Source organism: Pedococcus bigeumensis, from assembly GCF_006438965.1.
Lineage (GTDB): Bacteria > Actinomycetota > Actinomycetes > Actinomycetales > Dermatophilaceae > Pedococcus > Pedococcus bigeumensis_A.
On sequence record NZ_RCZM01000001.1, the window covers coordinates 527,714 to 548,060 of the forward strand.

22 protein-coding genes and 1 other RNA gene are annotated in these 20,347 nt (G+C 71.8%); 10 read left to right on the plus strand and 13 right to left on the minus strand.

The genetic code is table 11. The annotated features are described in order from the left end of the window. Positions 1-61: 61 nt before the first annotated feature. Positions 62-235 (minus strand): CsbD family protein, encoded by a 174-nt coding sequence (locus EAH86_RS02335; RefSeq protein WP_140736997.1) that lies wholly within the window; start codon positions 233-235, stop codon positions 62-64. Positions 236-376: 141 nt separating this feature from the next. After that, positions 377-3,754 (minus strand): pyruvate carboxylase, encoded by a 3,378-nt coding sequence (locus tag EAH86_RS02340; RefSeq protein WP_140736998.1) that lies wholly within the window; start codon positions 3,752-3,754, stop codon positions 377-379. Between the two features lie 339 nt (positions 3,755-4,093). On the opposite strand from EAH86_RS02340, the gene EAH86_RS02345 reads away from it, so the two are divergent. Next, a complete protein-coding gene (locus EAH86_RS02345; protein WP_140736999.1) occupies positions 4,094-4,666 on the plus strand; it encodes a hypothetical protein in 573 nt (190 codons plus the stop codon). 118 nt (positions 4,667-4,784) lie between these two features. Here the strand turns inward: EAH86_RS02345 and EAH86_RS02350 are convergent, their stop codons facing one another. Then, on the minus strand, positions 4,785-5,396 hold the full coding sequence (locus tag EAH86_RS02350; RefSeq protein WP_140737000.1) for an NAD(P)-dependent oxidoreductase: 612 nt from the start codon (positions 5,394-5,396) through the stop codon (positions 4,785-4,787). Positions 5,397-5,506: 110 nt separating this feature from the next. On the opposite strand from EAH86_RS02350, the gene EAH86_RS02355 reads away from it, so the two are divergent. Beyond that, positions 5,507-5,908, plus strand: coding sequence for a winged helix-turn-helix transcriptional regulator (locus tag EAH86_RS02355; protein WP_140737001.1), 402 nt, complete (start codon positions 5,507-5,509; stop codon positions 5,906-5,908). Between the two features lie 64 nt (positions 5,909-5,972). After that, positions 5,973-6,662, plus strand: coding sequence for a CAP domain-containing protein (locus EAH86_RS02360; protein ID WP_241668139.1), 690 nt, complete (start codon positions 5,973-5,975; stop codon positions 6,660-6,662). A gap of 139 nt (positions 6,663-6,801) precedes the next feature. Here the strand turns inward: EAH86_RS02360 and EAH86_RS02365 are convergent, their stop codons facing one another. Beyond that, positions 6,802-7,443 (minus strand): fasciclin domain-containing protein, encoded by a 642-nt coding sequence (locus EAH86_RS02365; protein ID WP_140737002.1) that lies wholly within the window; start codon positions 7,441-7,443, stop codon positions 6,802-6,804. Between the two features lie 311 nt (positions 7,444-7,754). On the opposite strand from EAH86_RS02365, the gene ssrA reads away from it, so the two are divergent. Beyond that, positions 7,755-8,121: a transfer-messenger RNA gene (gene ssrA, locus EAH86_RS02370) on the plus strand. Positions 8,122-8,309: 188 nt separating this feature from the next. Then, positions 8,310-9,116, plus strand: coding sequence for a phosphatase PAP2 family protein (locus EAH86_RS02375; protein ID WP_140737003.1), 807 nt, complete (start codon positions 8,310-8,312; stop codon positions 9,114-9,116). Between the two features lie 79 nt (positions 9,117-9,195). Here the strand turns inward: EAH86_RS02375 and EAH86_RS02380 are convergent, their stop codons facing one another. From EAH86_RS02380 to EAH86_RS02410, 7 genes are all read right to left on the minus strand, one after another. Beyond that, entirely contained in the window at positions 9,196-9,819 is a 624-nt protein-coding gene (locus EAH86_RS02380) for a hypothetical protein (protein ID WP_140737004.1), read from the minus strand. Between the two features lie 21 nt (positions 9,820-9,840). Beyond that, positions 9,841-10,470: a GTP cyclohydrolase II gene (locus EAH86_RS02385; RefSeq protein WP_140737005.1), complete on the minus strand. Its 630-nt coding sequence runs from the start codon at positions 10,468-10,470 to the stop codon at positions 9,841-9,843. Then, positions 10,467-11,177 (minus strand): RibD family protein, encoded by a 711-nt coding sequence (locus EAH86_RS02390; RefSeq protein WP_140737006.1) that lies wholly within the window; start codon positions 11,175-11,177, stop codon positions 10,467-10,469. Before EAH86_RS02390 ends, EAH86_RS02385 begins: the two co-directional genes overlap by 4 nt. Beyond that, complete coding sequence (locus tag EAH86_RS02395) at positions 11,170-12,273, minus strand: lysylphosphatidylglycerol synthase transmembrane domain-containing protein (protein WP_241668140.1); 1,104 nt, start codon at positions 12,271-12,273, stop codon at positions 11,170-11,172. The genes EAH86_RS02390 and EAH86_RS02395 overlap by 8 nt, the downstream gene beginning before the upstream one ends. A 143-nt stretch (positions 12,274-12,416) precedes the next feature. Then, the gene (locus EAH86_RS02400; protein WP_241668141.1) at positions 12,417-13,607 is read right to left on the minus strand and encodes a glycosyltransferase family 4 protein; all 1,191 of its coding nucleotides are present in this window, start codon (positions 13,605-13,607) and stop codon (positions 12,417-12,419) included. Next, positions 13,604-14,002, minus strand: coding sequence for a 6-pyruvoyl trahydropterin synthase family protein (locus tag EAH86_RS02405; RefSeq protein WP_140737009.1), 399 nt, complete (start codon positions 14,000-14,002; stop codon positions 13,604-13,606). The genes EAH86_RS02400 and EAH86_RS02405 overlap by 4 nt, the downstream gene beginning before the upstream one ends. Positions 14,003-14,005: 3 nt before the next feature. Next, the gene (locus EAH86_RS02410) at positions 14,006-14,998 is read right to left on the minus strand and encodes a zinc-dependent alcohol dehydrogenase (RefSeq protein WP_140737010.1); all 993 of its coding nucleotides are present in this window, start codon (positions 14,996-14,998) and stop codon (positions 14,006-14,008) included. A gap of 93 nt (positions 14,999-15,091) precedes the next feature. Here EAH86_RS02410 and EAH86_RS02415 point away from each other — a divergent pair, with 93 nt between their 5' ends. The 3 genes from EAH86_RS02415 (at position 15,092) to EAH86_RS02425 (ending at position 18,041) form a co-directional block, all read left to right on the plus strand. Beyond that, the gene (locus EAH86_RS02415) at positions 15,092-15,853 is read left to right on the plus strand and encodes a CDP-alcohol phosphatidyltransferase family protein (protein ID WP_241668142.1); all 762 of its coding nucleotides are present in this window, start codon (positions 15,092-15,094) and stop codon (positions 15,851-15,853) included. Next, on the plus strand, positions 15,850-17,586 hold the full coding sequence (locus tag EAH86_RS02420; RefSeq protein WP_241668143.1) for a CDP-alcohol phosphatidyltransferase: 1,737 nt from the start codon (positions 15,850-15,852) through the stop codon (positions 17,584-17,586). Before EAH86_RS02415 ends, EAH86_RS02420 begins: the two co-directional genes overlap by 4 nt. 77 nt (positions 17,587-17,663) lie before the next feature. After that, entirely contained in the window at positions 17,664-18,041 is a 378-nt protein-coding gene (locus EAH86_RS02425; RefSeq protein WP_170212758.1) for a hypothetical protein, read from the plus strand. A 27-nt stretch (positions 18,042-18,068) separates the two neighbouring features. Here the strand turns inward: EAH86_RS02425 and trxA are convergent, their stop codons facing one another. Then, entirely contained in the window at positions 18,069-18,458 is a 390-nt protein-coding gene (gene trxA / locus EAH86_RS02430; protein WP_140737011.1) for a thioredoxin, read from the minus strand. Between the two features lie 2 nt (positions 18,459-18,460). After that, positions 18,461-19,087, minus strand: a complete 627-nt coding sequence (locus EAH86_RS02435) for an SIMPL domain-containing protein (RefSeq protein WP_140737012.1) — start codon at positions 19,085-19,087, stop codon at positions 18,461-18,463. A gap of 23 nt (positions 19,088-19,110) precedes the next feature. Here EAH86_RS02435 and EAH86_RS02440 point away from each other — a divergent pair, with 23 nt between their 5' ends. Together EAH86_RS02440 and EAH86_RS02445 are read left to right on the plus strand one after the other, a co-directional pair. Continuing rightward, positions 19,111-19,779, plus strand: coding sequence for a class I SAM-dependent methyltransferase (locus EAH86_RS02440; protein ID WP_140737013.1), 669 nt, complete (start codon positions 19,111-19,113; stop codon positions 19,777-19,779). After that, positions 19,769-20,347: a hypothetical protein gene (locus EAH86_RS02445; RefSeq protein WP_140737014.1), complete on the plus strand. Its 579-nt coding sequence runs from the start codon at positions 19,769-19,771 to the stop codon at positions 20,345-20,347. The genes EAH86_RS02440 and EAH86_RS02445 overlap by 11 nt, the downstream gene beginning before the upstream one ends.

Sequence of the window (20,347 nt, forward strand, 5' to 3'; positions counted from 1 at the left end):
CACGTCACAGAGGTATGCCGCGCACGATCGCTCGCACGCGGCATACCCGAGGTGGTGACGCCTAGTTGTTGAAAGCGTCCTTGACCTTCTCGCCGGCCTGCTTGAGGTCGGCTTCCGACTGGTCGACCTTGCCCTCGGCTTCGAGGCGCTCGTTGTCGGTCGCCTTGCCGGTGGCCTCCTTGGCCTCGCCGGTGGCCTTGTCCTTGGCGTTGTCGAGCTTGTCAGTCAGTCCCATGGTGGGCTCCCTCCGTTGGGTGCGTGCTCGTTGGGTGGTGCTTCCTTCTGACACAGCCGCTTCTTGACCGCGTACCCTTCGACCGTAACCCGAAAACGACATTTGTGCAGGTCAGGGGCGTAGCGAGTCGCTCAGACCGGCCTAGCCGAGCACGATCAGGAGGTCGCCGCCCTCCACCTGCTGCTGCGACCCGATGGCCAGCCGCTGCACGGAACCAGCCACGGGAGCGGTGATGTTGGCTTCCATCTTCATCGCCTCGATGGTGGCGACCACGGCGCCGGCCTCGACACTGGCGCCCTCCTCGACCGCGAGGCTGACCACGCCGGCGAACGGTGCCGCGACGTGCCCCTTGGTGCCCGGGTCGGCCTTCTCGGCGGCCTTGACGTCGACGGCGATCTTCGCGTCCCGCACCTGCACCGGCCGGAGCTGGCCGCCCATGGTGAACATCACGGTGCGCATGCCGCGGTCGTCGGCGTCGGACACCGACTGCAGGCCGAGGAGCAGACGCTTGCCGGGCTCGAGGTCGATCTCGTGCTCGAACCCGACCTCGAGGCCGTGCAGGAACTCGCGGGTGCCGAGGACACCGAGGTCGGAGTAGGCCTCGCGGGACTTCTCGAAGTCCGCGGTGGGCCCGGGGAAGAGCAACCGGTTGAGGGTATGCCGCGGGCTCGCCTTGAGTGCCTCGCTGTCCTCGTCGCTCAGGTCGGTGACGCGGGGCTTGACCGTGCGGCCCTCGAGCGCCTTGGTCCGGAACGGCTCGGGCCAGCCACCGGGCGGGTCGCCGAGCTCGCCGGACAGGAAGCCGATGACCGAGTCGGGGATGTCGTACTTCGTCGGGTTGGCCTCGAAGTCCGCCGGGTCCGCCTTGGCGCCGACGAGCGCGAGTGCGAGGTCGCCGACGACCTTGCTGCTCGGCGTGACCTTGACGATGTTGCCGAGGATCCGGTTGGCCGCGGCATACATGTCCTCGACGGCCTCGAAGCGGTCACCGAGACCGAGGGCGATGGCCTGCTGCCGCAGGTTCGAGAGCTGGCCGCCTGGGATCTCGTGGGTGTAGACGCGACCGGTGGGTGAGGGCAGCCCCGACTCGAACGGGAAGTAGAGCTGGCGGGTCGCCTCCCAGTAGGGCTCGAGGTCGTTGACGGCCGCAAGGTCGAGCCCGGTGGCGCGTGGGGTGCCGTCGGTGGCGGCGACCAGGCTCGACATCGGTGGCTGGGACGTCGTGCCCGCCATGGCGGCGCTGGCCACGTCGACCGCGTCGACCCCGGCGTCGATGGCGGCCAGCAGGGTGGCCAGCTGGCCCCCGGCCGTGTCGTGGGTGTGCAGGTGCACGGGCTGGTCGAAGCGCTCTCGCAGGGCGGTGACCAGGGTGTGCGTCGCGGGGGCACGCAGCAGCCCGGCCATGTCCTTGATGGCGATGACGTGCGCACCGGCTTCGGCGATCTGCTCGGCGAGGCGCAGGTAGTAGTCGAGCGTGTAGAGCTTCTCGCCGGGGCTGGTGAGGTCGCCGGTGTAGCAGAGCGCAACCTCGGCGACGGCGGTGCCGGTGGCGCGGACGGCCTCGATGGCGGGACGCATCTGGCCCACGTCGTTGAGCGCGTCGAAGATGCGGAAGATGTCGATGCCGGTGCGCGCCGCCTCGGTCACGAAGGCATCGGTGACGGCGGTCGGGTAGGGCGTGTAGCCCACGGTGTTGCGCCCGCGCAGGAGCATCTGCAGCGGCAGGTTGGGCATCGCCTCACGCAGCTGCGACAGGCGGTCCCACGGGTCTTCGGCCAGGAACCGCAGCGCGACGTCGTAGGTCGCGCCACCCCAGGCCTCGACGGACAGCAGCTGCGGCGTCAGCCGGGCGACGTGCGGGGCGACGTGCATGAGGTCGCGGGTGCGGACCCGGGTGGCGAGCAGCGACTGGTGGGCGTCGCGGAAGGTCGTCTCGGTGACTCCGACGGCCTCCTGGGCGCGCAGGGCCTCGGCGAACGCCTGGGGTCCGTGCACGAGCAGCCGGTCGCGAGCGCCGGGCGGCGGGGGAGTGCCGCGGTCGATCGCCGGCAGCTTGGAGCGCGGTGAGACCCGGGTGCGACCCGGACCGTGCGGCTGGTTGACCGTCACGTCGGCGAGGTAGGTGAGCAGCCGGGTGCCGCGGTCGGCGGGGAGCCGGGCTGTCCGCAGGCCGGGGCGTTCGTCGATGAACGCCGTCGTGATGTGGCCGGCCAGGAAGTCGGGCTCCTCGAGCAGCGCCTGGAGGAACGGGATGTTGGTCGAGACACCGCGGATCCGGAACTCCGCCAGGGCGCGCCTGGCCCGACGCACTGCCGTCGGGAAGTCCCGGCCGCGGCAGGTGAGCTTGACCAGCATCGAGTCGAAGTGGGCGCCGATCTCGGCCCCGACGAAGATGGTGCCGCCGTCTAGCCGGACGCCCGCCCCGCCCGCCGAGCGGTAGGTCGTGATCCGACCGGTGTCCGGCCGGAACTCGTTGGCCGGGTCCTCGGTGGTGATGCGGCACTGGAGTGCCGCGCCACGGATCTGCAGGGTGTCCTGCGAGAGGCCGAGGTCCTCGAGGGTCTCGCCGCTGGCGATGCGCATCTGGGAGCTCACCAGGTCGACGTCGGTGATCTCCTCGGTGACCGTGTGCTCGACCTGGATGCGCGGGTTCATCTCGATGAAGACGTAGCGGCCGTCAGGGGCGAGCAGGAACTCGACCGTGCCCGCGTTGACGTAGCCGATCTCCTTGGCGAACGCGACGGCGTGGGCGCACATCCGCTCGCGCAGCTCGGGAGGCAGGTTGGGTGCCGGGGCGATCTCGACGACCTTCTGGTGCCGCCGCTGGACCGAGCAGTCCCGCTCGAACAGGTGGATCACGTTGCCGGCCGCGTCCGCGAGGATCTGCACCTCGATGTGGCGGGGGCTGACGACAGCCTCCTCGAGGAAGACGGTCGGGTCGCCGAACGCCGACTCGGCCTCGCGCATACAGGCCTCGAGCGAGTCGCGCAGGTCCTCGCGGCGCTCGACCCGGCGCATCCCGCGACCGCCGCCGCCCGCGACTGCCTTGGCGAAGATCGGGAAGCCGATCTCCTCGGCGGCAGCGACGAGGGTGTCGATGTCGGTGCTCGGCTCGGCGCCCTTGAGGGTGGGCAGGCCCGCCTTCTTGGCCGCGGCGATGGCCCGCGACTTGTTGCCGGTCAGGTGCAGCACCGACGCAGGCGGGCCGACGAAGGTGACACCGGCCTTGGCGCACTCCTCGGCGAGGTCGGGGTTCTCGGACAGGAAGCCGTAGCCGGGGTAGACGGCATCCGCGCCGGCCTCGACAGCGGTTCGCACGATGCCCACCGGATCGAGGTAGGCCCGGACCGGGTGCCCCTCCTCGCCGATGCGGTAGGCCTCGTCGGCCTTGAGCACGTGCTCGGACTTGCGGTCCTCGTAGGGGAACACCGCGACCGTCTTGGCGCTGAGCTCGGTGGCGGCACGGAACGCCCGGACGGCGATCTCACCACGGTTCGCGACGAGGACCTTGCTGAACACTTGACCTCCAGGGGTTCGGCACCCGGGGGTTGGTGGGGCCGGTGGGGGGACGGGCAGCGTGCCTCCGATCCTAGTGAGATCCCGACTCGTGAGACGCCTCGCCCGCGATGCGGACGCGTTGGCTGGTCTCCCCACGCGCCCTGCCCTGTTGGAAGCGAAACTTCCGGCTTTCCAGTAGTTGCGGCACCGACTCCTGGCGAGAGGTCGTTACCGCCAGCCACCGGTAAGTCGCCGTCATCGGCTCGGTGCCGTGGCTACGCTGGATGGGCGTGCAGGGGCCGCGGCGACGAGCTGCGGCAGGCAGACCGATGGATGTCGAGTCACGAACCGAGGCAGCCCATGGCTGGCAAGCATGCGCGCAGGGCCCCCGTGGTCATCTCGCGTGCGGTTGCGACCCTCGTGGTGTCGGCACTGCTCCTCGCGGTCGGCGTGGCAGCCATGACGGTGTTCAAGAGCGGGGACCGGCCTGCGACCGGAAGGCCCAGGGCCGGTGGGCCGACGGTGACCACCGGGCCGTCAGCCGCGCCGACCCCCACGACCGGCGCGACCTCCGGCGCCGAACAGGGCGACGGCGCCACCGGCGACGCCGAACCCGGCGGAGCCTCGAGCGGTGGGTCGTCCGCGGCGGGAGGTGGGGACTTCCTCGACTTCACGTCCACGGGCGGCAGTGGCACGACCCCGGCCGGTATGCCGCCGGGTTCCGCGAGCAGCGCGGCGGCAGCCACGCTGCCGGGCGTTGCTCCCGAGGTGGCCGCTTGGTCCAGAGGCTGGGTGCAGCGCAGTGACACCGGCCGCAGCCACGGCAGGTCGCTCGGACTCCTGCGGCGGCTGGCGGCTGCGCACGGCTGTCGCCCGGTCCCGACGAAGGCGAAGCCGGTCACGGCGCTTCCAGAACCCGTCGCCTGCCGCTGAGGCAGCGACCGAGGCGTGCCCACCGCGGCCACCCGTGCCACCCGTGCCACCCGGCATGCCGACCCGTCGCGCCAGCCCTGAGGCCTGGCTGCGGCCAGGCCTCAGGGGCGCCCCTCGCTCAGCTGGCGGCGGTGAACCGCTGGCGACGGTGCTGCGGCTGCTCGAGCTCGTCGACCAGGGCCACCGCGTAGTCCTCGGCCGAGATCGAGTCACCGGCGGGCGACTCCAGGCCCAGCGTGTAGTGGCCGGTGCGCTCACCCGGGGCGATGACGGGCGCAGGGGAGAAGAAGGTCCAGTCCAGCTCCTGGGGTGCAGCCCGGAAGGTGTCCAGCGCCGCCGCACCCGCGCGGGACTCGGCGAGGTACTCCGGCGGGAAGCCCTCCGAGTCCAGCAGCCGCGTGCCGTCCTGCGTGAGGAGCGAACCGGCGCCGCCGACGAAGACGACCCGGGCCGCGCTCGCGTGGTCGACGAGGTTCTGGACCGCGGTCAGCCACGGCTCGTGGCTGCCGCCGGTGCGGCTCGGGCCGGTGGCGGACACGACCACGTCGTGCGTGGTGGCCGCCTGCTTGACGGTGGTCTCGTCAGAGAGGTCGCCGGTCGCTGCCACGGCACCGTCCGGGAGAGCGGCTCCGCTGCGGGTGTAGCCGGTGACCTCGTGGCCGCGCGACAGGGCCTCGGACGCGATCCGTGAGCCGATCATGCCGCTCGCGCCGAACAGGGCGATCTTCATGGTGGTGCCTTTCCGTGGGGGTCGGGGTCAGGTCCACCCGGAGGTGACCTGTCGTCTGGTCCCATAGTAACCACTGGTAACTGAGCACTTCAACGTGCTATAAGTACCTGATGGTTACCAAGCAGGCTGCTGAGTTGCGGGCCCTCACCGAGGGGCGCGGGAACGCCTTCGACCCGGACTGCCCCACGCGGGTCGTGCTCGACCGGATCGGCGACAAGTGGACCGTCCTCGTGATCGGCGCCCTCGTCGACGGACCCCGGCGCTTCACGGCGCTGCGCCAGCACATTGGCGGGGTGGCGCCCAAGGTGCTCACCCAGACGCTGCGCGCCATGGAGCGCGACGGGCTGCTGACCAGGACCGTGTACGCCCAGGTGCCGCCGAGGGTCGACTACGCCCTCACCGACCTGGGGGCCTCGCTCGGTGGGCCGATCGCCGTCCTCACCGACTGGGCCGAGCTCAACGTCGCCAAGATCCTCGCCGCACGAGACGAGTTCGTGGCCCAGGAAGCGTAGGTTGGGCCGCTGGCCCGCCCTTCCAGCCCGAAGGGTCACGCACCCATCTGGGAGGCGCATCCTCGTGATCGGCATCGACCGCCCCGCCGTTCGGCTGCGTGTTGGCGCTGTGGCAGCAGCGAGTGCCGTGGTCCTCTCGGGGTGCACGGGATCCGCGGAGCGGGCTGCGACGACCACGCCAGGTGGATCCGCGTCGTCCACGAGCGCCGTCACGACGTCGACGACGACCACCACGTCCGCCGCGGTGACCCGTTCGTCCACCGTGCCGGCCCAGCCGATGCGCACCACGACACCGACGAGGGCGCGGGTCCCGCCCAGGCCCCGCTCCACCCCGAAGCCGAGCCCGAAGCCTGCCCCCAAGCCCCCGTCCGGCACCGGCGTCACCGGGCAGTTCCTGTCGCTCGTCAACTCAGAGCGGGCCAAGGCGGGGTGCGGCGCCGTCCGCTCGAACTCGGCTCTGCAGCGGGCCGCCCAGGGGCACAGCGCCGACATGGCCGCGAAGAACTACTTCTCCCACACCAGCAAGGACGGTCGCACCTTCGCCGACCGGATCCGCGCCGCCGGCTACGGCGGCAGCACGATCGGGGAGAACATCGCTGCCGGCCAGTCCACCGCGTCGGCGGTGATGCGGTCGTGGCTGGCCAGCTCAGGCCACCGCGCGAACATCCTCAACTGTGCGTTCACCGCGATAGGGGTCGGTTACGCCAGGGGCGGTTCCTACGGCCACTACTGGACGCAGGACTTCGGCGGCTGAGCTTGCCTGGTGCCGCGGCCGAGCCGGCGTCCGCCGCGGCTGACCCGGCATCCGCAGGGGCTGGGCCGGCCGTGGGACCTGAGACAGCCGCGGCGCGACGTGTGCCGCGGCTGCCTCAGGGGAGGGGCGGGTGCGTTGCTCAGAGGTCGAGCGGGCGCAGCACCTCGGAGATGCCGTGGGCGATCTGCAGGTTGCCCTTGTTGATGTCGGGCCGGACGACCCAGGGGTTGCGGTCGTTCGGGTCGGCATCCTGCAGCTGGACCAGGTACCGGCAGACCACATGCACGGTCACCGAGCCTCCCGAGGCGGTGGTCAGGGTTGCCCCGTCGGAGCGCAGCGCCTGGCGGTAGGTCACCGTGGCGCCGGGCACGACGTGGTAGAGCAGCACCGCCTCCACGGTGTCGATGCCGAGCGAGGCCACCGCGGCGAAGACGGCTGACTCCGACCGGTAGTGCTTGCCGGTGAGGTCGGTCGCCAGGTTGCGGAACGCCCTGTCCGTCGGCAGGAACGCCGTGAGGGCGACGGTGCCGTCGGCCAGGACGCCAACGGGTGACCCGGGTTTGGCGCTCAGCACGGCGGTCACCGCGTTGTCGACGATGTCGAAGTCGTTCCAGTTGCGGTCGAAGCCGCCACCGTCCTTGGCGAGCACGGCGGCCAGGCTGCGGGTGCCGGTCGTGGAGTGGCTGTCGCCGTGGGCTGAGGCGGCTGGTGCGCCGACCAGTGCGGCAGCTCCGGCCAGGCCGAAGATGGCGACGGCGGTTGTGAGGCGTCGAGAGATCATTGCTGTTCCTCCAGGGATCCACTGCGGTGTGGCGGTCCCGGGCGGTGCTCACCGCGCGTCACAACCCGGACCCTGCATACGGGATTCGGAGGGGTTCGGGCGCCGGATTGGACAAACTTTGGACAGATTGCGGGAGCAGCTGCCGGGGCATCGTCCGGGCCCGCGTGCGGGCGGGCCGGCGCCGTTCAGGACCGCCCGCGCAGTGCTGTGCCGGAAATGGGTGAGGGCCTGTCGCTGTTGGACGGTAGGCTGGCGACAGCAACACCAACTGAACAGCGGTCGTGTGAACACCCCTGCACTCGCAGGAGCACGGGGGTGATCGGTTTCGACATTGGTCGGCATATCAGGGGAAGCGGGTCGAGGATGCCCGGTTATCTCGTTAACGATCCTGGCAAACCAATAGGTGCCGATTCCAAGCGCACCGACTTTGCCCTCGCCGCCTGAGCGAGCTCCAAAGTCCGTCAGCCTGAGCTAGTTCTCGTCTCAGTGTCTGGCGTCAACTAGAGAACTTGCTGCGCAGTCATGTCGAGGGGCTGCGCGGGACTCTTACTCGACTGGGCCTGTCAGTGGACGTGTGCGTGCGAGCACTGGGGCCGAGAAAATCCATAGCGCACTGCACCCGGAGAAGCCCTGGTTTCCCGTCAGTGGACGCGGGTTCAATTCCCGCCACCTCCACCACCGCGGTGTTCACACGGCAGTTCAGCCTCGAGGCCCGGTCGTTCGCGACCGGGCCTTCGTGGTGCCCGCCCGCGTCGGTGCCGTGCCCGCCCAACCCGGGCACGCGGCATACCGGGTCGTGGGGCCGCGGCCGCCGCCACGCCTGACCTGCGGGTATGCCGCCGGGTCGGCTTTGCGAGGATGGTCCGATGCTGCGCGACGACACCTCCGCCGAGGAACGGATCGGGTCCCGGGACCTGACCCACTGGCGCACGCCGGCGGGGCGACGACTGGCCGCGTGGGTGGTGCGGCAGGCCATCGGTGTCGCCCGGTGGAGCGCCGCACACGTCGCGCTCGTGGTGACTGCGCTGGTGGGTGGGGCTGCAGCGGTGGCGCTGACCGCGGTGGCGGCCGAGGTCTACGACGCGGTGACCGAGGCCGACGGCATCGCCGGGCTCGACCAACCCGTGCTGGACCAGGCGATCGCCTGGCGCTCGCCCGGCCTCGACCACGCGATCACGCTCTACACCGACATCGGCGGACCGATCGGGATGCCGATCGTCGCGGTCGTCCTGACTGCTCTCATGGTGTGGCGGTGGCGGTCACGAACTCCGTTGATGCTCATCGTGATCGCGGCGATTGGCTCCCTCGCGATGACCACGACGGGCAAGGCCCTGATCGGCCGGAACCGCCCGCCGCTGGCCGACGCGGTGCCGCCCTACGAGACGTCGCCGAGCTTTCCGAGCGGGCACACCCTCAACGCGACGGTCATCGCGGCGGTCCTGGTCTACCTCCTGCTGCGACGGCTCGACGCCGCCTGGGCCCGCACTGCCGCGGTCGTCGTCGGTGCCGTCTTCGTCGTGACGATGGGGCTGAGCCGGGTCTTCCTGGGGCACCACTGGCTGACCGACGTGGTGGCCGGGTGGGCACTCGGGCTGGGGTGGGCCGCCGCGGTCATCACGGCGCACCGGCTCTTCCTTACCGTCCGCCGAGCCGCCCCGACTCCGGGTCTTTGAAGGATCCGCCACGCCTGGACGTGGCGGATCCTTCAAAGACCCGCGCCGGGGCGGGGTCAGGGGGTGCAGGTCTGGTCGGTCAGGCGAGGTCGGCGACCCAGTGGTCGCCCTCCTCGCGGAAGCCGAGCCGCGCGTAGTACGGGTTGACCATGCCTGGCGGCGTGACGATCTGGCGGATTCCCTTGCCGCGGAACAGTCCGCTGCTGCGGTAGACGAACTCGCCGGGGGAGAAGTCGCGGAACCGCGGTGTCACGTAGTCGAGCTCCACCCGGGCAATGCCGTCACCAGCGTCACGCACGACGACGACCCCGACGGTTTCGTTGCCGCGTTCGACGAGGTAGGCGCTGCGCCCGACACCGAGGTCGGCCGGGTCGAACTGGGGGAAGTGCCTGGCGATGTCCTTGCCCTGCACCTTGAGGAAGTGCTGGAGGTAGGACTCGTCCGGGCCGACAGCCACCACCTCGTAGACCGACTCGTCGCCGCGTTCGCCCAGCAGCTTGGTGACCATCCAGATGTTGATGCCGGCGGTGACGGTGTTCATGCCGACCATCGGCCAGACGTGCAGCATCGCGTTGAAGACGATGAGCGTGCAGCTGGCGGTGAGGTTGAGCAGCCGGAAGCGCAGCACGCGCTGCTGGAGCAGGGAGAAGATGAGCAGGGCTGAACCCGCCCACCCCAGAGCTTGGATGGACCACGAAGACATAGGGCGCAGTCTGCCAGCGGTTCAGGAGGGTGCTCGACCACGCAGCAGCTTGGTTGCCAGGTAGCGGCCGTTGGCGTCCGACCTGTGCACCCCGGTGGGGACCCGCTGGACGACGTCGACTCCGAGTCGGGTGAGCTGGGCGACCTTGTCGGCGTTGTTGGTCAACAACGCCACCCGGTGGACGCCGAGGGCCGCGAGCATCTGGGCTGCGACGAGGTAGTCGCGTTCGTCCTCGTCGTAGCCGAGGGCCAGGTTCGCCTCGTAGGTGTCGAGGCCGTCGTCCTGGAGCAGGTAGGCATCGAGCTTGGCGTAGAGCCCGATGCCTCGTCCCTCCTGCCGCAGGTAGAGCAGCAGCCCACCCTCATCGGCCAGGCGGCGCAGCGACTCCTGCAGCTGTGGACCGCAGTCACACCGCCGGCTGCCCAGAACGTCGCCGGTCAGGCACTCGCTGTGCAGCCGGGTCAGCGGTGGGTTCACGAGGGCCGACGCCGGGACCGGCTGGTCCGCCCAGCCGCCCAACCCGAGTGCGATGTGCTCCCTGCCGTCGACCAGCCCGGTGAAGGTGAACGCACGTGCGGTCGTCTCGAACCCGTCGTGGAGGGTGAGGGGGATGCTGACCTGGGCGCGGAGCACGGCCGCGGGGAGGCTCACGACAGCCCCTCTACCGGCTGCTCGCCGAAACGCGGGGAGAGCGCGTAGCGCAGCAGCGCCACGTCGCCGATGTGGCGCACCTCGACGAGCGACGCGCGGCGACTGGCCGACCAGGGGAACCCGCCGTCACCGACGAAGCGGCGACCGCGTGAGTCGCCCACGAAGAGCGGCGCGACCACCAGCTGCAGCTCGTCGGCGAGGTCGTCGGTCAGCAGCTGGGTCAGCACCGAACCGCCCCCTTCGACCATGAGTCGGCGCACCCCGCGCGCGTGCAGGTCCTCGGTCACCCAGCGCAGGTGCACCGGGGTGCCGGCGTCGACCACGGTTGCCACGTACCCCAGCCGTCGAGCGGCTTCGTCGACCTTTCCGCTGTCGCAGTAGACGAGCTTCTCGCTGTCACCGGCGTCGAAGAACGCGGCGCCGGCATCGAGGTCCGCGCCGGTCGTCACGGTCACCTTCGTGGGCGACGGAGGGCAGCCACGCGCGACCCGCTCGGCACGCCGTCCGGGGGACCGCACGAGCAGGCGCGGGTTGTCGTTGCGGATGGTTGCGGCGCCGACCAGGATCGCGTCGCAGGTCGCCCGCTCGGCGTCGACCCGGTCGAAGTCAGCCGCGTTGGACAGCTGGAGCCGGCCTCCTGAGGCGTCACCGAGGTAGCCATCCATCGACATGCTGCAGCTCAGCAGGGTGTAGGGACGATCAGGCACGCGCTGCCTCCCCGAGGTCCAGCGCAGCCGTGCCGACGCGGCCGGGGGCCGAGGGCCGGGCCGGGGCGAGCGTCGGGGCGAGCGTCGGGGTGAGCGTCGGGGTACCAGTTCCAACGCCGGTGCGGTCACGGCGAAGGCTGGTCAGGATGACCACGCCGGCCCCCGGCAGGCTGGCCACCAGGACCAGGACGCCGTAGACGACGGCGGTCGACAGTCCTGCCTGGGCGCCCAGCCCGGCTGCCCCGAACGCCCACGCTGCCACGCCCTCACGGGGCCCCCATCCGGCGATGTTCATGGGGACACCCATGCCGATCAGCACGACGAACGCGAGCGGGACGAGCCGTCCCAGTGGTGCAGTCGCCCCGGCGGTGCGGGCCGCCACGAGGAAGGTGAGGACGTGCCCGGTGACCGCCAGCGCCGAGGCGACGGCGACAAGGGGCCAGGTGCGACGGGCGAGGGCACCCTCGCGGAGCTCCACGAACATCGCCCTCGCGATCGACGCAGCCCGCCCGGTTGAGGTTGATCCGGTCCTGTGCCAGACGAGGAGGAGACCGGGCACCCCAGCGGCGACCGCGCACCATACCCAGCCCATGTGGTGCCGCAGTGGAGACGGCAGGACGGTGAGGGCCGCCAGGGCCATCACGGCCTGGACGACCTGTCCCGCGGTCCGCTCCCAGACGACGGACCGGACTCCCCGGCCGGTGTCGCCGTGCTGGCGGCCGTGCCGCACGCCGCGGTGCACGTCCCCGAGGACACCGCCCGGCGTCGCGGTGTTGAGGAATGTCGAGCGGTAGCAGGCCGCGACGGCACCCCGCAGGGGGACGGCGACACCGATACCGCGCGCGACGAGGCTCCACCGCCAGGCGCAGCACACGGTGGTGAGCGCGGCCAGGGCGACGGCGACCAGGAGCGCCCTCGCATCGATGGCACCCACGGCGCGCGCGGACGGGCCCACCCCCAGCCGCCACACGAGAACTCCGAGAACCGCTGCGCCTCCCAGGTGGCGGACGACCGGGGAGCCGCCGACGCGACGCACCACCCGGGTCAGGTGACCGGCTGCCCGCGACAGGTGGTCGCCGCGCGTCTTCGTCGGCACGGCACGCCCCCTCTGGTCGGGTCCCGTCTGGTCAAGTCCTGCACAGACTCCTACGTATGCGGCGTGCCTGCGGTTCACCGCTCCGCTCCGGTCCGCATCGAGGATCCCTGGGTGGCGGCTGCGCGAAACTCTTGGCGCGAGGCTCATGCTGCGAGTCCGGACAGGACGTCGGAGACACGTTGAGCAGTCGTGGGCCACGGCGAGAGGGTCGCCCGCCGCCGGCGGGCTGCCGCCCGCAGTCGCTCTCTGAGGTCCACGTCCTCGAGCCAGGACCGCAGCGCTCGGCCCAGCTCGTCCGGCCCGGTCGCCGGAACGAGCACACCAGGGAGCACCGCGCCGGCGGTGCCGTCCGCCGCCTCCGCAACACCGCCCATCGCCTCGGCGACACCGCCCACAGACGTCGCGATGACGGGAAGGCCATGGGCCAACGCCTCGGTGACGACGAGGCCGTACGTCTCGATCCGCGACGCGAGGACGAGGAGGTCCGCCGCGGCATACGCCTGCCTGAGGTCGTCGCCCACGAGCGGGCCTACGAAGGTGACCCTCTCGGCAATCCCCGAGTCGAGGCACTGTCGACGGAGGTGGGCGACGTGGTCGGGGGCGAGGTCCAGCGCCCCGACGCAGCGGAGTCGCCAGGGACGGTCGGCCACCGATGCCAGCGCAGCGAGCAGGTCGAGGTGACCTTTGGCGGGCACGACGGCCGCGACGCAGAGGAGCTCGGTGCCCGACGGTGTGCCGGTGCCGGTGCCGGTGCCGGTGCCGGTGCCGGTGTCCGCCCGGTCGGCCCCTGGCTGGGCCACGTGCAAGCGGTCCGGGTTCAGCCGATAGCGGTCAGCGAGCCACTCCCGCGTCCACCGGCTCGTGGTCACTACGGCCGCCACGGTCTCGAGCACCGCTCGCTCGCCTTCCGCCGGGGTGAGGGCGTGCGGGCCTGCCGCGTCGCCCGTGGGTCTGCGGGCCGCCTCGCCTGCCAACGGGTGGCCGAGAGGAAGATGCACGAGCACGGCGACGCGAAGTCGCGTCGCCTCGGGCACCACCACGCCGGGTGCGCTCGAGGCCACCAGCCCGTCGACCAGCACGAGAGCGCCTTCAGGGAGCGCCTCCAACTCACGGGCGACGGCAGCGAGAGCGACGGCGTCGGGGTGCGGCCAGCTCCCCGCAACAGCGTGCACCCGCACCGTCCAGCCGAGGGTCGCCAACCCGGCGCAGACCCGGCGGTCGTAGGTGTTGCCGCCGCTCGGGTGCGCGGGGTCGTCGATCGAGTCCGGGACGACGACGTGCACCGTCCCGGCGTGCCTCGCCCCGACGTTCGTCGTGGAGTCGCCCCGCGTCACAGGGTCCGCTCGTAGCTCGCCCACGCCACCGGTGACTCACCCAGGGTGACCGTGATGGCCGCGACGCCGCGGGCGCCGTCGCCCAGCTCGCCGGCGTGGATGCGGTCGGCGAGGCGGTCGGCGACGACCCGGGCGAGGACCTCGGTGGTCGTGTTGGTGCCGGCCAGGGACGGGTCGTCGTCGAGGTTGCGGTAGTTCAGGTCGGCGAGGGCCGCATGCAGCTGCTCGCCGGCGCGACCGATGTCGACCACGATGCCGTCGTCGTCGAGGTCCTCGCGGTGGAAGGTCGCGTCGACGACGTAGGTGGCGCCGTGCAGCGACTGGGCAGGTCCGAAGACCGCGCCGCTGAAGCTGTGGGCGATCATCATGTGGTCCCGCACGGTCACTCTGAACACGGTCTACCCCTGGTCGTAGGTGATGATCTGGCAGATCGCCGGGAGGCTCCCGTCGCTCAGACGAGCCATCACCTCCGGCAGTTCATCGAACGTCGACCGGCCCGTCACGAGGGCATCGAAAGCCGGGTCGTGCAACAGGTCGAGCGCCAGCGCCAGCCGGTCCGCATGGGTGCGCCGTGACCGTCGAGCCCGGGACACCGCCCCAACCTGGCTCGCCCGGATGCTGAGTCGGCGCGAGTGGAACGACCCGCCGAGGGCGAGGCTCACCTCTAGGTCGCCGTACCAGCTGAGCTCCACCACCTCGCCCTCGTCGGCCATCAGGTCGAGGGACAGCTGCAGGCCGGCTGACGTCGCGCTCGTGTGGACGACCAGGTCGTGTGCGCCCGGTCCCCACCCGCCGGCCTCGGCGGCGAGGGCGAAGTCGACACCGAGCGCTCCTGCCACCGTCGCCCGGGACTCGTCCACGTCGACCAGGGTGGTGCGGACGCCGGGAATGCCGGACAGCAGGTGTGCGACGCAGCACCCGACCATGCCGGCCCCGACGACCGCGACCCGGTCACCAACCAGCGGCGCCGCGTCCCAGAGGGCGTTGACCGCGGTCTCGACCGTGCCCGCGAGCACGGCACGCTCAGGAGGTATGCCGTCGGGAACGGGCACGACCGCGTCGGCCGGGACGACGTACCGGGTCTGGTGCGGGTAGAGGCAGCAGACCAGCCGGCCCAGCAGGTGGGCCGGGCCCTCCTCGACGACGCCGACGCTCAGGTAGCCGTACTTCACCGGCCCCGGAAAGTCGCCCTCCTGGAACGGTGCCCGCATCGCGGCATACTGGCTCTCGGGGACTCGGCCGCCGAAGACCAGCGTCTCGGTCCCGCGGCTGATGGCCGAGCAGACGGTCCGCACCACCACGTCCCCGGGTCCAGCGGGGGGCAGCACCACAGGCCGGATCTCGCCCACCCTGGGTTCGGTCAGCCAGTACGCACGTGCAGCCCCGGACACGCGCTCAACCCTAGCGAGCCGCTCCGTCCGGAGCCGATGAACTCCCGTGCCGGCTGAGCCGTCCTAGGGGCAGATTCGAGAGAGGTGGAGCTGGTGCGCACGAGTCGAGCCACTGCGGCGCCGCTGGTCGGGCAGTTCGTGCTGCTCGGCGCGCTCCTCTGGGCAGCGGGCGCCAGCGCCGCGGGAGCGGTGGTGGCCGGCACGTGCGCGGTGCTCGGCTGGGTCGTCCTGGCCACGGCGCTCGCGGAGCACGACCGGCCCGGTCTCGGGCCGGCCGACCACGTGACGGTCACGCGGGGCACCCTGGCCTGCGTCGTCGCCGCGCTGACCGTGGACGCGGCGGTGGGATCCACCTCCGAGGGCACCCTCGTGCTGCTGGCCGGCGTGGCGCTGGCCCTCGACGCCGTCGACGGCTGGGTGGCCCGACGCACCCGGACCGCCTCGGCGCTCGGCGCCAGGATGGACATGGAGGTGGACGCGTTCCTCATCCTCGTCCTCAGCATCGCTGCCGCAAGCGTGCTGGGCCGGTGGGTGCTGGTGATCGGCGCCTTCCGTTACCTGCTGGTGGTCGCCACCTGGGCGATGCCCTGGCTCGGCGGCGGCGTCCCCCCGCGGTACTGGCGCAAGGCGGTCGCGGCCCTGCAGGGGATCGTCCTCACCCTGACCGTGGCGCGCGTAGCTCCTGATGGCGCTGCTGCCGCGTTCGTCGCCGCGGCGCTCGCCCTCCTCGCGTGGTCGTTCGGCACCCAGGGTCTCGAGCTGTGGCGGGCCCGCCCGGCACGCACCGATGCGCTGGGCGACGAGCTCGCTCCCGCCCACGAGCCGGGAGCGCAGCCGCTGCAGGTCCTTCCGTGAGCGAAGGCCCTCCCTCGGAGAGCCGGCAGCGCCCGTCGGCCGCGCCGCGAGCGCGATGGCGCGGATGGCGCGGACCGCGCGGCGCCCGCCTCGCGGGGACCGGCATCGCCGTGCTGTCGGGCCTGGTCGTGTGGGTCGTCCTCGAGGCGCCTGACGACCCGCTCAGCCAGCCGCTCGGCTGGCTCGTACGACTCCCCGTCGAACCGATCCTCTTCGTGGCGCTCATGGCCGTGCTGCCCCGGCGGTGGCGGCGACCTGCCGGGCTGGTCGCTGGCGGCCTGCTCGGGCTGCTCACCCTGGTCAAGCTGCTCGACGTCGGCTTCACATCGGCCCTGCGGCGGCCGTTCGACCCGCTCACCGACTGGACCTACCTGCGGTCGGCGCGCGACCTGCTCAGCGACTCGACGGGGCCGGGCTGGGCCGCGGCCGCCCTGGTCGGGGCTGCCGTCCTCGTCGTGGCGCTGCTCGTGGTCGTGCCCCTCACGGTCGGCCAGCTGGCGCGACGCCTCGACCGGCGCCTGGACCGCGGGCAGCGCGGGTGGACCCGAGCCCTGGTTGTCCTGAGCACCGTGTGGGTCGCGACCGCGGTCACGAACGTCCAGGTCGCCCCGGGGGTGTCACTTGCCTCGACGTCGTCCGTGGACCTGGTTGCCGACCACGTGGCCCAGGCCAGGGCGTCGGTTCGTGACCGGGCGGCCTTCGCGCATGCTGTCGCCACCGACTCGTTCGCGACGGTGCCCGGCAGCGACCTGCTGAGCGGCCTGCGCGGCAAGGACGTCCTCGTCGTGTTCGTCGAGAGCTACGGCGAGGTGGCAATCGACGGCCAGGCCGAGTTCACCGGCGTCTCCTCGACCCTGGACCGGGCCGCGAGCCAGCTGGCTGCCGACGGCTACCAGTCCAGCAGCGCGTGGCTGGACTCGCCGACCTTCGGCGGCACCAGCTGGCTGGCGCACTCCACGCTCCAGTCGGGGGTGTGGGTGAACAGCCAACGGCGCTACGACGAGCTCGTCGCGACCGACCGGCTCACCCTCAGCGCTGCCTTCCGGCGGGCGGGCTGGCACACCGTGTCGGATGTCCCTTCGGACCGTCAGGACTGGCCGGAGGCGCGGTCGTTCTACCACTACGACCAAGTCTACGACGCCCGCAACGTGGGGTATGCCGGGCCGAGGTTCGGCTACGCGACGATGCCGGACCAATACACCCTCAAGGCGTTCGCGGACCGTGAGCTGACCCGCGGCGAGCGACGCCCCGTGATGGCCGAGATCGACCTCGTGACCAGCCATGGGCCGTGGGCGCCGCTGCCCCGACTCGTCGACTGGGCCGCCGTGGGGGACGGGTCCGGCTACGGGCACATCCTCGCGCAGGCCCGGACCAGGGCGGCGGTCTGGCGTGACCCTGCGTCGGTCCGCGCGGCCTACGGCCAGTCGATCTCCTACTCGATCGACAGCCTGGTCTCGTTCGTGCAGGCGGCCCACGACGACAACCTCGTGCTGGTCCTGCTCGGCGACCACCAACCCGCCACCATCGTGTCGGGACCGCAGCCCAGCCACCGGGTTCCGATCACCCTGGTGGCCCATGACCCCGCAGTCACCCAACGCGTCGGCGGCTGGGACTGGCAGGAGGGCATGCGGCCCGGCCCCGACGCGCCGGTCTGGCCGATGAACGAGTTCCGCGACCGGGTGCTGACGACCTTCGGGCCACTCCCGACCACCCTTGCCGGCGCCGCACGGTGAACCCTGACCGCAGCTGAACCGTCTTGAGTGGCAAGGGCGCCGGCGTGGGCGGCCGGCCTGAACGGACGGAGAACATCATGAACTGGCGAGCACTGGGTGCGTTGGCGTTGGTGGTGTCGGCCGCGGTCCACCTCAAGCTGTGGTTCGGCGGCGTCCGGGACCAGTCGGTCGGGCCGGCCTTCATGGTCAACGCGGTTGCCGGGGTGGTCATCGCGGTCCTGCTGTTGACCTGGCAGCACTGGCTGCCCGCGTTCCTCACCCTGGGGTTCGGCGCATCGACCCTCGGAGCCTTCATCATCTCCACGACCGTGGGTCTGATGGGCGTGCACGCCCACTGGGAGGGCTTCTACGTCTACGCGGCAGCGGTCGCCGAGGTGGTCTGCATCGCCGTGGGCGCCGGCCTGCTGCTCCGGGCCCGAACCGGTCGGCTGGTCACCGCCGGCCGAACCGCCTAGTCCTGCTCAGCCCCCGCGAGGCCCTGCTCAGCCCTGCGCGGCCTGCTGCGTCTCGGTGGCCTTCTGCGACTCGATGTCCGCGCGCACGGCGTCCATGTCGAGACCCTGCACCTTGGCGATGACGTCCTCGAGCATCGGCGCGGGCAGGGCACCGGCCTGCGCGAAGACGAGGATGCCGTCACGGAAGCCCATCAGCATGGGGATCGACGTGATGTTCGCAGCCGCGGCGAGGGCCTGCTCGGCCTCGGTGTCGACCTTGCCGAAGGTGATGTCGGAGTGCTGTTCGGAGGCGGCCTCGTAGACCGGCCCGAACCGCTTGCACGGCCCACACCACTCGGCCCAGAAGTCCACCAGGACGGTCCCGCCCTCGAGGATGGTCTTCTCGAAGTTCTCCGCCGTCAGCGTCGTGCTAGCCATGTCTACGTCCACTCCCATCGGACCGCGACGGTCGCGGTCACCGAGTTCTCGCCCAGCTCGACGGACAGGTCGGCTGCCTTGCCGGCCGCCATCATGGCGAACCGGGGCTGGGCTCCACCTCGCTCAACATCGGACAGCCGCTCAACCTTCCCGAGCTCGCGACCGGCCAGCGCGGCATACTGCTCCGCCTTGGCCTTGGCGTCCGCGAAGGCGGCTTCCCGCGCCTGCGCGAGCAGCGGCGCGGAGTCGGCCAGCTCGAGCCCGATGTGGTCGATGGTCAGCGCGTTGCCGGCGGCGCCGGCGAAGGCCTCCACGAGGCTCCCCACGAGCGCCGGGTCGCGCACCGTGACCGACAGGCCCTGGTATGCCGTGTAGCCGACGACCGTGACTCCCTCCCGGTCGTGCCGGGGGTGGACCCTGGTGCCCGTGGTGCGCAGGTCGGCGGCTGCGACTCCGTGGTCGCGGGCCGCCTGGGCCAGGCCCTGGGCGCGGTTACCGGCGTCCGCCAGCGCGGTCGAGACGTCGTCCCCGTCGCAGCGCACGCCGGCCCTGACGCGGACCACGTCGGGCGCCGCGGAGGCAGTGCCCGAACCGGTGACCTCGACGTGTGACCCACTGTGTCCTGTCATGGAACAAGCCTAGGCTGGTGGTGATGAGCACTCCTGGAACCAGCACCGACCAGATCCGCCGCTACTGGGACGACTTCGCAGCCGAGTACGACAGCTACCCCGACCACGGGCTGCTCGACTCCGACACCCGCTCTGCGTGGAAGGACCTGCTGCGCACCTGGCTGCCGACGACGCCGTCGCTGGTGGCCGACCTGGCCTGCGGCACCGGCACGATGAGCGTGCTGATGGCCGAGATGGGGCACCAGGTCCGCTGCGTCGACCTCTCGACCGAGATGGTGCGGCTGGCGCAGGCCAAGGCAGCACCGTTCGGTGCCGCGATCGAGGTCCGGCAGGGCGACGCGGGCGACCCGCCGTTCGAGCCGGGCTCGTTCGACGTGGTCTTCGCCCGCCACATCCTCTGGACGCTGCCCGACCCCACCGAGGCGCTGCGGCACTGGGCGGCGCTGTTGCGCCCCGGCGGCCGGATGGTGCTGGTCGAGGGACGCTGGGGCCTGGAGGCGGCCGAGGGCAAGCCGGAACTGCCGTGGCGCGCCGGGGTGCCGTCCGACGAGCTGGCGGCCGTCGTCGGTGAGCTGGTGGGGGAGTCCGTGGTGGTGCAGCTGGACGACACGGTCTACTGGGGCAAGGAGATCGAGCACGAGCGCTACCTCCTGCGGGCCGACGCCGGGAGGTCAGCCGACGATGGCGACTGACGCGAACGCGGACCCGCAGCCGGCCCCGGCGGCGGATGGACCGCTGGCCGCCGCTGCCGGCGTCCCGCCGACGCTGGAGAGGACCCGCCGGGTGGTCACCGTCGGGTGGCTCTTCACGGCACTTGCAGTCCTGCTCGTCCCGTGGACCGCCTTCTTGTTCATCACCCTTCCGAGTGAGGCGCGGGCCGAGCACTACGACCTCGCCTGGGGTGGCTTCGACGTCGGACTGGTCGTGCTGCTCGCCCTGACCGGACTGGCGGCGGTGCGGCACAGCCCTTGGCTGGCGGCGGTCGCCGGTGGCACCGCCACAGTCCTGGTGGTCGACGCGTGGTTCGACGTGGTGATGGCGGAGGGCGGCGCCGACCGTTGGGTGGCGATGGCGATGGCCGTCGGGGTCGAGCTGCCGCTGGCGGTGGTGTGCGGCTGGCTCGCGGTGCGAGGACAGGTGCTGCTGGCCCGACAGCTCCACTGGGCCGCTTGGCGGTCCGCGCGTCGCCGGCGCCAGGACGCTGCGCGCGCTGCCGCGGCAGACCACGATGCGACACCGGTTCGGCGTACCCCGCGGTAA

Excerpts from the sequence above, each read along its gene's own strand:
- EAH86_RS02335 (WP_140736997.1), bottom strand. The coding sequence starts at position 235 with ATGGGACTGACTGACAAGCTCGACAACGCCAAGGACAAGGCCACCGGC.
- EAH86_RS02345 (WP_140736999.1), top strand. The coding sequence starts at position 4,094 with ATGGCTGGCAAGCATGCGCGCAGGGCCCCCGTGGTCATCTCGCGTGCG.
- EAH86_RS02350 (WP_140737000.1), bottom strand. The coding sequence starts at position 5,396 with ATGAAGATCGCCCTGTTCGGCGCGAGCGGCATGATCGGCTCACGGATC.
- EAH86_RS02355 (WP_140737001.1), top strand. The coding sequence starts at position 5,507 with ATGGTTACCAAGCAGGCTGCTGAGTTGCGGGCCCTCACCGAGGGGCGC.
- EAH86_RS02365 (WP_140737002.1), bottom strand. The coding sequence starts at position 7,443 with ATGATCTCTCGACGCCTCACAACCGCCGTCGCCATCTTCGGCCTGGCC.
- EAH86_RS02375 (WP_140737003.1), top strand. The coding sequence starts at position 8,310 with ATGCTGCGCGACGACACCTCCGCCGAGGAACGGATCGGGTCCCGGGAC.
- EAH86_RS02380 (WP_140737004.1), bottom strand. The coding sequence starts at position 9,819 with ATGTCTTCGTGGTCCATCCAAGCTCTGGGGTGGGCGGGTTCAGCCCTG.
- EAH86_RS02425 (WP_170212758.1), top strand. The coding sequence starts at position 17,664 with ATGAACTGGCGAGCACTGGGTGCGTTGGCGTTGGTGGTGTCGGCCGCG.
- trxA (WP_140737011.1), bottom strand. The coding sequence starts at position 18,458 with ATGGCTAGCACGACGCTGACGGCGGAGAACTTCGAGAAGACCATCCTC.
- EAH86_RS02435 (WP_140737012.1), bottom strand. The coding sequence starts at position 19,087 with ATGACAGGACACAGTGGGTCACACGTCGAGGTCACCGGTTCGGGCACT.
- EAH86_RS02440 (WP_140737013.1), top strand. The coding sequence starts at position 19,111 with ATGAGCACTCCTGGAACCAGCACCGACCAGATCCGCCGCTACTGGGAC.
- EAH86_RS02445 (WP_140737014.1), top strand. The coding sequence starts at position 19,769 with ATGGCGACTGACGCGAACGCGGACCCGCAGCCGGCCCCGGCGGCGGAT.